We start from the raw sequence: 12,799 nt of genomic DNA on the forward strand, positions 1-12,799 counted from the left end.
GGGATGCCGGGCCTCGGCTTTGGCCCGGCCGTATCGGGCGTGCCGCGGTGTCAGTGGCATCTGGTAGGAATTTGGCTGTGAGCAGCGAGAACGAGAACGCCGAGCCTGCGGCGCCCGAGCCGCCGGAGCAGCTCGCGCTCATCCGGGAGACCGTGCGCCGGGCCAAGGTGCCGCGGGCCAAGCCGCGGACCTGGCGTGGGGCCGCGCTCGCCAAGGAGCTGCCCGTGGCGCGGGTGCTGGTCAACAAGGGCGTGCTCCATCTCGACCAGTACTTCGACTACGCCGTGCCCGAGGAGCTGGATGCGGACGCGCAGCCCGGTGTCCGGGTGCGGGTGCGGTTCGGGGCCGGTGCGCACCGCGTGCGGGAGGGGCGTCGCGAGGGTGGTGGGCTGATCGACGGGTTCCTCGTCGAGAGGCGCGCAGAGACCGACTACGGCGGAGCGCTCGCCGCGCTCGCCTCCGTCGTCTCTCCGGAACCGGTGCTCAGCCCGGAGACCCTCGCGTTGGCGCGCGCGGTCGCCGATCGGTATGCGGGGAGCCTCGCGGACGTGCTGCAGCTCGCCGTCCCGCCGAGGAACGGACGGGCCGAGGCGAAGCCGTCGCCCGAGCCGCTGCCGTCGCCCCCCGCGCCGGAGGCGGGAAGCTGGGCGAGGTACGGCCGAGGGGCGGCGTTCCTGGAGGCGCTCGCCGGGGGCGGGGCGCCGAGGGCCGTGTGGACGGCTCTGCCGGGGCCCGGGTGGCCGGACGAGCTGGCACGGGCCGTCGCGGCGACGCTCGGCTCCGGGCGGGGCGCGCTCGTCGTCGTGCCCGACGGGCGGCGCGCGGCACGGGTCGACGCCGCGCTCACCGCTCTGCTGGGGGACGGGCGCCATGCCCTGCTCACCGCCGACTCCGGGCCCGAGAAGCGCTACCGCGAGTGGCTCGCCGTGCGGCGGGGATCGGTCCGGGCGGTCGTCGGGACGAGAGCCGCCATGTTCGCGCCCGTGCGGGAGCTGGGGCTGGTCGCCCTCTGGGACGACGGCGACTCCAGCCACAGCGATGAGAACGCACCGTTCCCGCATGTCCGCGAGGTGCTGGAACTGCGGGCCGCGCATGAGAGGTGCGGCTTTCTGCTGGGCAGTACGAGCTGCACCGTCGAGGCCGCCCAGCTCGTCGAGAGCGGCTGGGCCCTGCCGCTGATCGCCGATCGTGACCAGGTGCGCAGGGCCGCACCCCTGGTGCGGACCGTCGGGGACGGGGAGCTGGCCAGGGACGAGGCCGCGCGCGCGGCGCGTCTGCCGAGTCTGGCCTGGCAGACCGTCCGGGAGGGTCTGAAGAGCGGGCCGGTCCTGGTCCAGGTGCCCCGGCGCGGCTATGTGCCAAGGCTCGCCTGCGAACATTGCCGTACGCCCGCCCGGTGCCGCCACTGCGCCGGCCCGCTCCAGGCACCGGACGAGCGGGATCTGCGGTGTGCCTGGTGCGGGCGCGGTGCGCCGGACTGGCACTGCGCCGAGTGCGGGAGCACACGACTGCGCGCCAGGGTCGTCGGTGCCCGCCGCACGGCCGAGGAGCTGGGCCGGGCCTTCCCCGCCGTCCCGGTGCGCACATCGGGCCGGGACCATGTGCTGGACACGGTTCCCGCGCGGCCCGCGGTGGTGGTGAGCACGCCGGGCGCCGAGCCCGTCGCCGACGGCGGATACGCCGCGGCGCTGCTGCTCGACGGCTGGGCGATGCTGGGACGGCCGGATCTGCGGGCCGGTGAGGACGCGCTGCGCCGCTGGACGGACGCGGCGGCGCTGGTGCGCGGCCAGAGCGAGGGCGGCACAGTGGTGATCGTCGCCGAGCCCACCCTGCGTCCTGTGCAGGCGCTGGTCCGCTGGGACCCGGTCGGGCACGCACAGCGCGAGCTCGCCGAGCGGGCGGAGCTCGGCTTCCCGCCCGTGTCGCGGATGGCGTCGGTGACCGGGCGGGCGGAGGCGATAGCCGCGTTCGTGGCCGGTGCCGGACTGCCGCCGGACGTCGAGGTGCTGGGCCCTGTCCCGCTGCCGGTCACGGACCCGGGCAGGCCCCGCAGGCCGGGTGACCCTCCGGTGGGCGAGTCCTGGGAGCGGGTGCTGCTGCGAGTGCCGCCGGGCAGCGGGGCGGCACTCGCAGCCGCGCTGAAGTCCGCGCAGGCGGCCCGGACGGCACGTGGGAACACCGATCAGGTGCGGATCAGGGTCGACCCGCTGGACATCGGCTGAGTCCCGCGGTCGTCCGGCAGGGCGGCCTGCGTACACACGACGCCGGGCGCAGACGCCCGGACACGGACGTCCGGCCATTGGGCGTCCGGCCATTGGACGTCCGGACGCTGGACGTCCGTGCGCGAGACGTCCGTGCACATGGCGACTGCCCCCGCCCGCGAGGGGCAGGGGCAGCCGTGGGAAGGTCAGCCGTTGCGCGGGCCGGGGAAGGCGCTTGGGCGGGCCTCCTCGCGGAGGGAGTGGCTGGTGGCCGTCGGCTGCGGCGGCATCGTCCGGGCGGCGGGGACCGCCGGCAGGCTCGGGCCCACCGACAGGGTGCGGGTCGTCGCCGTCTCCGCACTGTGGTCCACCTCGGCGGCGCCCGCCTGCTGAGCGGCCCTGCGCGCGCCGTAACGGCGGTGCACCGCCTGCTTGGTGACCCCGAGGGCCGATCCGACCGCGTCCCACGAGAAGCCCAGCGAACGGTCGAAGTCCACCGCCGCGGTCACCAGTGTCTCGACGCTGTCCCGCAGCTCCTGCGCGAGACGGACGGTCGGGGCGGGTGCCCTGCCGTAGACGACGAAGCCCGTGGACGGGCCGGAGCGGCGCGGTCGGTAGACATTGCCCAGCTGGGCGGTGAGCGTGCGCAATGCGTCCACCTGCCGGCGGACCCGCTCGATATCCCGCACCAACAGGTGCAGACTTGCCCGGGCTTGGGCGTCGTGGGTTGCGTGGTCGGCCATTGACAAGCCTCTCGAACCGGCGTTGAAAAGGGGTCGGGCCGCATCCGGGGCGGCCCGCTTCGGTCAATCTCTCTTGACCAACGCTCCAGCCGGTGATGTGGTCACGCTGCGGGGGCGTATGCGCATATGCGCGGGGCGCACAGTGCTCCGTACGCCCCCTGCCGCCCCGCCCCATAGACTGGTGTGCTGCTCGCACCGCACGTACCAGCAGCTATCAGCCGTACCAGCCTGAGAGGCAGTCAGCCACCGATGAAGCTCGTCTTCGCAGGCACCCCCGAGGTCGCCGTACCGTCCCTGGACGCCCTGATCGCCTCCGGCCGGCACGAAGTGGCCGCCGTCGTCACCCGGCCCGACGCTCCGGCCGGCCGCGGACGGCACCTCGTGGCCAGCCCGGTCGCCCAGCGCGCCGAGGAAGCCGGTATCGAGGTGCTGAAGCCGGCCAGACCCCGGGACGAGGCGTTCCTGGAGCGGCTGCGCGAGATCGCCCCGGACTGCTGCCCCGTCGTCGCCTACGGCGCGCTGCTCCCCAAGGCCGCCCTCGACATTCCGGCGCGCGGCTGGGTCAATCTGCACTTCTCGCTGCTGCCCGCCTGGCGGGGCGCGGCCCCCGTCCAGCACGCGATCCTCGCCGGGGACGACATGACGGGCGCGGCGACCTTCCTGATCGAGGAGGGCCTCGACTCCGGTCCCCTGTACGGCGTGATCACCGAGCATGTACGGTCCACCGACACCAGCGGCGACCTCCTCACCCGGCTCGCCTTCGCGGGTGCCGGGCTGCTCTCCGCCACCATGGACGGAATCGAGGACGGCACCCTCGGCGCCGTGCCGCAGCCCGCCGATGGCATCTCGCTCGCGCCGAAGATCCGCGTCGAGGACGCGCATGTGGACTTCCGGACACCGGCGCTGCGCGTCGACCGCGTCGTCCGCGGCTGTACCCCCGCCCCCGGCGCCTGGACGCTCTTTCGCGGAGAGCGCCTCAAGCTGATCCAGGCGGCGCTGGTGCCGGACCGCACGGAACTCGCGCCCGGTGAGCTCTCGGCGGGCAAGAACACCGTCCACGTGGGCACCGGATCGCACGCCGTCGAACTCCTCTGGGTCCAGCCTCAGGGCAAGAAGCCGATGCGGGCGGCGGACTGGGCGCGCGGGGTGCGGATCGCCCCGGGCGAGCACGTGGGCACCGCGGACGTAGGCTGAGTGCGTTCGACCCAGACGATCGCGGAGCACCTTTGAACGAGCAGGCACGTCGCCGTCCCCCCAAGCCGTACCGCCGCCCCAAGAAGGATCCGGTGCGGATTCTCGCCTTCGAGGCGCTGCGGGCCGTCGACGAGAGGGACGCGTACGCCAATCTCGTGCTGCCGCCCCTGCTGAAGAAGGCACGCGAGAAGGACGACTTCGACGCGCGGGACGCGGCGCTCGCCACCGAGCTGGTGTACGGCACGCTGCGCCGCCAGGGCACCTACGACGCGATCATCTCGGCGTGCATCGACCGGCCGCTGCGCGAGGTCGATCCGCCGGTGCTCGATGTGCTCGCCCTCGGTGCCCACCAGTTGCTCGGGACGCGGATCCCCACGCACGCGGCGGTCTCGGCGAGCGTGGAACTGGCGCGGGTGGTGCTCGGCGACGGGCGGGCGAGGTTCGTCAACGCCGTGCTGCGCAAGATCTCGCAGGACGATCTGGACGCATGGCTGGCGCGGGTCGCTCCGGCGTACGACGAGGACGCCGAGGACCATCTCGCCGTGGTGCACTCGCATCCGCGGTGGGTCGTCTCCGCGCTGTGGGACGCGCTGGGCGGTGGCCGCGCCGGGATCGAGGACCTGCTGGAGGCCGACAACGAGCGGCCCGAGGTGACCCTCGTCGCCCGTCCGGGCCGCTCGACGGCCGCGGAACTGCTCGACGTGCTGGGCGAGGAGTCCGTACTGCCGGGCCGTTGGTCCCCGTATGCCGTGCGCCTCGCCGAGGGAGGAGAACCCGGCGCCATCGACGCTGTGCGCGAAGGCAGGGCCGGCGTCCAGGACGAGGGCAGCCAGCTCGTCGCCATCGCCCTCGCCAATGCCCCGCTGGACGGCGCCGACGAGCGCTGGCTCGACGGCTGCGCCGGTCCCGGTGGCAAGGCCGCGCTGCTGGCCGCGCTCGCCGCGCAGCGGGGCGCTTCGCTGCTGGCCTCAGAGAAGCAGCCGCACCGCGCCCGGCTGGTCGAGCGGGCGCTCGCCGGCAACCCGGGGCCGTACCAGGTCATCGCCGCGGACGGCACCCGCCCTCCCTGGCGTCCCGGCTCCTTCGACCGGGTCCTTGTCGATGTGCCGTGCTCGGGTCTCGGCGCGCTGCGCCGGCGCCCGGAGGCACGCTGGCGCCGCCGCCCCGAGGACCTGGAGGGTTTTGCGCCGCTCCAACGCGGCCTGCTGCGAGAGGCGTTGAACGCGGTACGGGTCGGGGGCGTGGTCGGGTACGCGACGTGCTCGCCGCATCTGGCGGAGACCCGCGTGGTCGTCGACGACGTGCTGAGGGGCCGTGGGGGCCCGGCGGCCGAGGCGGAACTGCTGGACGCCAGGCCGCTGATGCCGGGTGTCCCGGCGCTGGGCGACGGTCCCGACGTACAGCTGTGGCCGCATCTGCACGGCACGGACGCGATGTACCTCGCGCTGCTGCGCCGGACGGCCTGACGCGCTGTACCGGGTGCGGGCCGCGTACCCGGTGGGGGCTCAGTCCGGGGCCGGCGGTGTCTTTGCCGCGGGCACCGGCTCCCGGCCCTTCGGCGGCCCGTCCTCGCGGGCCAGCCGGTGGGGCCACCACACCATGGGCCCCACGTCCAGGAACAGCGCCGTGACCAGCACGGACCGCACGATGAAGGTGTCGATCAGCACTCCCAGCGCCACGGCGAAGCCGATCTCGGAGAAGGCGACCATGGGCAGCGTGCCCAGCGCGGCGAACGTGCCCGCGAGGACCAGGCCCGCCGAGGTGATGACCGCACCCGTGGCGGCGAGGCCGGTCAGCACGCCCGCTCTGGTGCCCTGGCGGCCCGCCTCCTCGCGGATCCGGGTGGACAGGAAGATGTTGTAGTCGATGCCCAGGGCCACCAGGAACACGAAGACGAAGAGCGGGAAGTCCGTCGTCTCGCCCGCGTAGTCGAAGATGTACCGGAACGCGAGCGCACTGAGCCCCAGCGCGGCGGCGAAGGAGAGCACGACCGTCGCGATCAGCAGCAGAGGGGCGACCACAGCGCGCAGCAGCACCGACAGCACCAGCAGCACCACCACAAGGACCAACGGAATGATCAGATAGTTGTCGTGCGTGGTGGCGTCCTCGGCGTCCAGCACAGCGGCAGTGCCGCCGCCGACCTGCGCGTCGGCGTCCGGGACCGCGTGAACCGCGTCCCGTACCCGCTCGACCGTCGCCTTGGCGGCCGCGCTGTCCGCGGGATCTGTCATCGTCGCCTCGAACAGCACCCGCCCGTCGTTGATCGGTTTGGTGCCGGGCGGAATGCCGATCGTCGGCGGGACCACACCGGGGGTCGTGGCGACGGCCAGCCCGACCTGACGGGCCTGTGGCGCGTTGCTGATGATCACCAGCGGGTCACCGCTGCCGGCCGCGAAGTACTTCGCCTGGACCTCCTGCCCGACGATCGAGTCGGGCTTGCCGGTGAAGGAGTCGGCGTTGCTGATGCCCTCGGCCCGCAGCTGGGTGAGGCCGAGCGAGAAGGCGGCGAGCACCAGGGCGGTGATGGCCCAGGTCGCCCGCGGCCGGTGGGAGATCCGGGTTCCCGTTCGGGCCCAGAAACCGCGCACATTCGGCTCCTCCGAGCCGAGGTGCGGAATCGTGGGCCAGAAGATCCAGCGGCCGAAGATCACCAGGAGGGCCGGGAACAGCGTGATCATGGCAACCAGGGCGACCGCGACGCCGATCGCGGCGACCGGGCCGAGCCCGCTGGTGGAGTTCATCTCCGCGGCCAGCAGCACCAGCATGCCCAGCACCACCGTGGCGCCACTGGCCAGGACGGCGGGGCCCGCGCGGTGCATCGCCAGCGCCATGGCCTCGTGCCGGTCATCGTGACGGCGCAGCTCCTCGCGGTAGCGGGCGACGAGCAGCAGGGCATAGTCCGTCCCCGCGCCGAACACCAGGACGGTCAAAATGCCCGCGCTCTGGCCATTGACGGTCAGATCGGCATGTGTGGCCAGGAGATAGATCAGTGCCTGGGCTGCGGCGAGCGCGGCGACCACCGCGATCACGGGGACGAGCAGCAGCGTCGGACTGCGGAAGGTGATCAGCAGCATCACGACGACGACGCCCAGTGCCGCGAACAGCAGCGTGGAGTCGATGCCCTCGAACGCCTCGGAGAAGTCGGCGGCCGTTCCACCGGGGCCGGTGATGTGGACGGCGAGGCCCTGGCCGCCCTGCCCTGTGATGTCCCGGATGGAGTCGACGGCGGGAGCGATCCGATCCCAGCCCTGCTCGTCCATCGTGATCGGTACGAAGACCTGGGCGGCCCGGGGGTCGGCCTGCCGGTCGTAGACGGGGCCGCGGACCTCGTCGCCGCGCACGCCGTGGTCCCGCAGCTGCTTGATCTCGACGGCGTCCGCGGCGATGCGCAGCCGGTCGGCCGGGGTCAGGCCGCTCTCGCGCGCGTACACGACGACCGCCGGGATGACCTCGGGCCTGAACTCCTTCGACTCCTGGAGCACTTGGGTCGACTCGGCGCTGCCCGGCAGCCAGGACGCGGCGTCGTTGTCCTGCGCGTCGCCGAGTTTCTGGGCCAGGGGGGCGGCCACCAGGAGCACGGCAACCCAGAGAACCAGAACGACCCACTTGCTGCGGCGACCGCAGACCAGATGGGCCACGCCTTTCTTGGGCCGTACTTGTCCCTTGTGCGCGTCCGCCATGACGCCCCCAATTGCCCCTTGTCGTGGGCCGAATCGCCAGGATTGCGCGAACTGTGCGTATCCGGAGAGCCTCTGGTCCGTACCGGGAGCCGAACTGGTGAGGGGAAGAGGCCCGGAACATGGCAGGCTTGGCCCATGGCCGTTCAGATCAATCCCAGTATCCTCTCCGCCGACTTCTCTCGCCTGGCGGAGGAGGCGAAGGCAGTCGACGGTGCAGACTGGCTGCACGTCGATGTCATGGACAACCACTTCGTGCCCAACCTGACCCTGGGCGTGCCGATCGTGGAATCCCTCAGCCGTGCGACGGACACTCCGCTGGACTGCCATCTGATGATCGAGGACCCCGATCGGTGGGCCCCGCAGTACGTTGAAGCGGGCGCGGGATCCGTCACGTTCCACGTCGAGGCCGCCGCCGCCCCCGTACGCCTCGCCCGCGAGATCAGGGCCAAGGGCGCCCGTGCCGCCATGGCGCTGAAGCCCGCCACCCCCATCGAGCCGTACGAGGACCTGCTTCCCGAGCTCGACATGCTGCTGATCATGACCGTGGAGCCCGGCTTCGGGGGCCAGGCCTTCCTCGACATCATGCTGCCCAAGATCCGGCGCACTCGTGAGCTGATCTCCAAGCACGGCCTCCAGCTCTGGCTCCAGGTCGACGGCGGTGTCTCGGACGCCACGATCGAGCGGTGCGCGGAGGCCGGAGCCGATGTGTTCGTCGCCGGCTCCGCGGTCTACGGGGCGAAAGACCCGGCTCAGGCGGTGAGTGCGCTGCGGGCCAGGGCGGCCGGGACGACCGCCACGGCGGCCTGGGCGTGCAACCACTGAGCCACAAGCAAGTGAACTCGGCCCATCAGGGCTGATCAAGATCCGTCGGATCTGACAGGATGACGGATCCGGAGTGTGAACAGCAGTGAGGAGATCGCGGTGTCGACGGGCCGGTCAGCCATGCGGATGGGACCCGCGGAGCTGGTGCAGGCGGCGGCCATGGCCCGCCGCTTCTATCTCGAGGGCAAATCCAAGATCCAGATCGCTGAGGAGTTCGGCGTCAGCCGCTTCAAGGTCGCCCGGGTCCTGGAGACCGCTCTCGAACGTGATCTTGTGAGGATCGAGATCCGCGTACCCGCGGAGCTGGACGCGGAGCGCTCCGACGCGCTCCGCGCCCGTTACGGACTGCGCCACGCGGTCGTCGTCGAGTCCCCGGCCGAGGCCGCGGACGAGTCGCCCGACCCGGAGAACCTCGGCGAAGTGGCCGCCGATCTGCTCGGCGAACTGGTGAACGAAGGCGATGTGCTCGGGCTGGCCTGGGGCCGGTCCACGATCCATATGGCCGCCGCGCTCGACCGGCTTCCGCCGTGCACGGTCGTGCAGCTCACGGGTGTGTACGACGCCGGGACCGCCGAACGCGGCTCGGTCGAGGCCGTACGGCGCGCCGCCCAGGTCTCCGGCGGCGAGGCCCATCCCATCTACGCTCCGATGCTGCTGCCCGACCCGGCCACCGCCGCGGCTCTGCGCAGCCAGACCGGGATCGCGCGCGCCTTCGAGTACTTCGACAAGGTCACCGTGGCGGCCGTCTCCATCGGATCCTGGGAGCCGGGCATTTCGACCGTGCACGACATGCTCACGGACGAGGAGCGCGCGCACTACGCCTCGCTCGGTGTCGCGGCCGAGATGTCCGCGCACCTCTTCGACGCCGAGGGCCGCAGGGTGGGCCGCGACCTGGGCGAGCGGTGCATCACGGTCGAGGCGGACCGGCTGCGCCGTATCCCCGAGGTGGTCGCGATCGCGGGCGGCCAGCGCAAGGCGGATGCGATCGGGGCCGTCCTGCGCTCCGGTCTCGTCACCAGCCTGGTGACGGACACGGCCGCGGCGGACCAACTGCTGACGGCGGCCCCGGGACCGAGACCGGCGCTGGACCGGGCGGATCCGGACGACTGACCTCACGGGACCGGTCGCGGGCGCCCGCACCGGGTGAGGACGGGTGCGGAGCACGCGGTGGTCCTGGGGGAGCCCGCGGTGGTCCTGGGTGCGGGCGTGGGCGGTCCTGGGCGACCGGCCCGGCGTACGGTGCCGAAGGCGCCCGCAGGTGGCAGGGAGAGGCGCCGGACACCGGGTCCCCGGGCCTTCGTCGGCTCACCGGGCGTTCCGGGGCGCCAGGCGGTCCCGGGTACCCGCGTCCACCCCCGCGTTCGGGGGTTCTGGTCCACCCCCGCGTTTGGAGGATCTGCTCGACGCCACGTGCACGAGCTGGAGTTTCCTCCCGGCCCTTCCTTCGCACGGGCATGGGAGAATGAAGTACGTGCGATTTCCCCGGCTGACATGACCGGGGGCCAACTCCGATCGACTGGGATGTTCAGCACGTGCGTTTCCTCAATGACCTGAAGCCGCCGTACGACCTGACGTACGACGACGTATTCATGGTGCCGAGCCGCTCGGCCGTCGGTTCCCGCCAGGGCGTGGACCTTTCGGCGCCGGACGGCACCGGCACCACCATCCCGCTGGTCGCCGCGAACATGACCGCCATCGCCGGCCGTCGCATGGCCGAGACGCTCGCCCGCCGGGGCGGCCTCGTCGTCATCCCCCAGGACATCCCGATCGCGGTCGTCAAAGACGTCATCAGCTGGGTCAAGACGCGCCATCTCGTCCTGGACACGCCCATCGTGCTGGCCCCCGGCCAGACCGTCGCCGACGCGCTGTCCCTGCTGCCCAAGCGGGCGCACGACGCCGGCGTCGTCGTCGACGCCGACCAGCGGCCGGTCGGTGTCGTCACCGACGCGGACCTGTCGGGCGTCGACCGCTTCACCCAGCTGTCCGAGGTCATGTCCAGGGACCTGTTGCTCCTCGACGCGGACATAGACCCGCGCGACGCCTTCAACACGCTCGACCACGCCAACCGCCGCTATGCCCCTGCCGTGGACAAGGACGGCCGGCTCGTCGGCATCCTCACCCGCAAGGGCGCACTGCGCGCGACCCTCTACACCCCGGCCGTCGACGCCGACGGCAAGCTGCGTGTCGCCGCGGCCGTGGGCATCAACGGCGATGTGGCCGGCAAGGCCAAGCAGTTGCTGGACGCCGGCGCGGACACCATCGTCGTGGACACCGCCCACGGTCACCAGGAGTCGATGATCGCCGCGATCAAGGCGGTCCGCGGACTCGACCCGCAGGTGCCGATCGTCGCGGGCAACATCGTCGCCGCCGAGGGCGTCCGCGATCTCATCGAGGCCGGCGCGGACATCATCAAGGTCGGTGTGGGCCCCGGCGCCATGTGCACCACCCGCATGATGACCGGCGTGGGCCGCCCGCAGTTCTCGGCGGTGCTGGAGTGCGCCGCCGAGGCGAAGAAGTACGGCAAGCACGTCTGGGCCGACGGCGGTGTGCGCCACCCGCGCGACGTCGCCATGGCCCTTGCCGCCGGTGCGTCGAACGTCATGATCGGTTCGTGGTTCGCCGGGACCTACGAGTCCCCGGGCGACCTCCAGCAGGCCGCCGACGGCCGCCTGTACAAGGAGTCGTTCGGCATGGCGTCCGCGCGCGCCGTCCGGAACCGTACGAGCGAGGAGTCTGCGTACGACCGGGCCCGCAAGTCGCTGTTCGAGGAAGGCATCTCCACCTCGCGCATGTTTCTCGACCCGACCCGTCCGGGGGTCGAGGACCTGATCGACTCGATCATCGCGGGCGTCCGTTCCTCCTGCACCTATGCCGGTGCCGGTTCGCTGGAGGAGTTCGCCGAGCGGGCCATCGTGGGCATCCAGAGCGCCGCCGGTTACGCCGAGGGCAAGCCGCTGCACGCCAGTTGGAGCTAAAGGCTGTCCTTCGGACCAGCCCTCGGATCTCACCGCACCCGCGTCCGGCCACCGAGAGACGGTGGCCGGACGCGGTGTTTCCGAATCCCCGGCTCCGAATTCCTCAACTTCCGGAATTGGCATGCATGGGTGGCCAGAACCCGGGTATACGCGCCCTGCACTGACCACGAGCAGGGGAGGACTAAGTGTCCACGGCGAGCACGGTCGCGACCGAACTCACGCAGCCTGGAACACACCGCCCGAGCATGGCGGAGCTGGATCTTCCGGAAGTGCGGAACCCAGGGGAGGTGGCGCCCAGGGACGCACGCGAGATCTCGAAGCTCTTCTTCGTACGGCTGGCCTCTCTGGAGGAGGGTACGCACGAGCACCAGTACGTGCGGAACACCCTCATAGAACTGAACCTCGCCCTCGTCCGGTACGCGGCCGGCCGATTCCGCAACCGGGCCGAGCAGATGGAGGACATCGTCCAGGTCGGCACCATCGGCCTGATCAAGGCGATCGACCGGTTCGAGCTGAGCCGCGAGGTGGAGTTCGCGACGTTCGCCGTTCCGTACATCGTCGGCGAGATCAAGCGCTTCTTCCGCGACACCAGCTGGGCCGTCCATGTGCCGCGCCGACTGCAGGAGTTGAGGATCGACCTGGCCAAGGCGACCGACGAACTCTCGCAGAAACTGGACCGCGCCCCGAACACGGCCCAGCTCGCCGAACACCTCGGGCTCGACGAGGAAGAGGTCATCGAGGGCGTGGTGGCGAGCAACGGCTATACGGCCGGCTCCATCGACATGCCGGTCGACGACGCCTCCGACCACGCACCCGCGCCGCTGTCGGACCGGCTGGGCGCGCCCGACGCCGATCTTGAGATCGCGGAGAACGTCCAGGCTCTCAAACCCCTCATCGATGAACTGGACGACCGGGACAGGGACATTCTGCGGATGCGCTTCGGCCAGGAGATGACCCAGTCGGAGATCGGCGTGGAACTGGGCGTCTCCCAGATGCATGTCTCCCGGCTGCTGACGCGCATCACCAAGCGGCTGCGGGCGGGACTGCTCGTCGTGGAGTGATCTGCCCGACCTGTCGGCCCTGGGTCGTGACCGACCCGCCAAGCTCCCCCACGGGAGAAGCGGCGTCCCGGCTCCGGGACGCCGCTTCTCCGGTGGGGGAGCTTGGCGCATGGGCGATGCGGA

General features: G+C 71.9%; 9 protein-coding genes. 7 read left to right on the top strand and 2 right to left on the bottom strand.

From position 1 onward, the window contains the following. Positions 1 to 77: 77 nt before the first annotated feature. Positions 78 to 2,222, top strand: a complete 2,145-nt coding sequence (locus OG293_RS30535) for a primosomal protein N' (RefSeq protein ID WP_406001991.1) — start codon at positions 78 to 80, stop codon at positions 2,220 to 2,222. Between the two features lie 185 nt (positions 2,223 to 2,407). Here the strand turns inward: OG293_RS30535 and OG293_RS30540 are convergent, their stop codons facing one another. Next, entirely contained in the window at positions 2,408 to 2,944 is a 537-nt protein-coding gene (locus OG293_RS30540) for a hypothetical protein (protein ID WP_406001992.1), read from the bottom strand. A 249-nt stretch (positions 2,945 to 3,193) separates the two neighbouring features. On the opposite strand from OG293_RS30540, the gene fmt reads away from it, so the two are divergent. Both fmt and OG293_RS30550 read left to right on the top strand, forming a co-directional pair. Continuing rightward, on the top strand, positions 3,194 to 4,138 hold the full coding sequence (gene fmt / locus OG293_RS30545; protein ID WP_406001993.1) for a methionyl-tRNA formyltransferase: 945 nt from the start codon (positions 3,194 to 3,196) through the stop codon (positions 4,136 to 4,138). A 32-nt stretch (positions 4,139 to 4,170) separates the two neighbouring features. Continuing rightward, positions 4,171 to 5,604 (top strand): RsmB/NOP family class I SAM-dependent RNA methyltransferase, encoded by a 1,434-nt coding sequence (locus tag OG293_RS30550; RefSeq protein ID WP_406001994.1) that lies wholly within the window; start codon positions 4,171 to 4,173, stop codon positions 5,602 to 5,604. Positions 5,605 to 5,643: 39 nt separating this feature from the next. On the opposite strand, the gene OG293_RS30555 is transcribed toward OG293_RS30550, so the two are convergent. Next, positions 5,644 to 7,818, bottom strand: coding sequence for an MMPL family transporter (locus OG293_RS30555; protein ID WP_406001995.1), 2,175 nt, complete (start codon positions 7,816 to 7,818; stop codon positions 5,644 to 5,646). 135 nt (positions 7,819 to 7,953) lie between these two features. Here OG293_RS30555 and rpe point away from each other — a divergent pair, with 135 nt between their 5' ends. From rpe to OG293_RS30575, 4 genes are all read left to right on the top strand, one after another. After that, complete coding sequence (gene rpe, locus OG293_RS30560) at positions 7,954 to 8,640, top strand: ribulose-phosphate 3-epimerase (protein WP_406001996.1); 687 nt, start codon at positions 7,954 to 7,956, stop codon at positions 8,638 to 8,640. Between the two features lie 75 nt (positions 8,641 to 8,715). Beyond that, positions 8,716 to 9,750, top strand: a complete 1,035-nt coding sequence (locus OG293_RS30565) for a sugar-binding transcriptional regulator (RefSeq protein ID WP_406001997.1) — start codon at positions 8,716 to 8,718, stop codon at positions 9,748 to 9,750. 401 nt (positions 9,751 to 10,151) lie between these two features. Beyond that, the gene (locus OG293_RS30570) at positions 10,152 to 11,615 is read left to right on the top strand and encodes a GuaB1 family IMP dehydrogenase-related protein (protein ID WP_406003762.1); all 1,464 of its coding nucleotides are present in this window, start codon (positions 10,152 to 10,154) and stop codon (positions 11,613 to 11,615) included. A 185-nt stretch (positions 11,616 to 11,800) separates the two neighbouring features. Next, positions 11,801 to 12,676 (top strand): RNA polymerase sigma factor SigF, encoded by an 876-nt coding sequence (locus OG293_RS30575; protein WP_406001998.1) that lies wholly within the window; start codon positions 11,801 to 11,803, stop codon positions 12,674 to 12,676. Positions 12,677 to 12,799 lie beyond the last annotated feature (123 nt).

This window comes from Streptomyces sp. NBC_00829 (genome assembly GCF_045161795.1).
Lineage (GTDB): Bacteria > Actinomycetota > Actinomycetes > Streptomycetales > Streptomycetaceae > Streptomyces.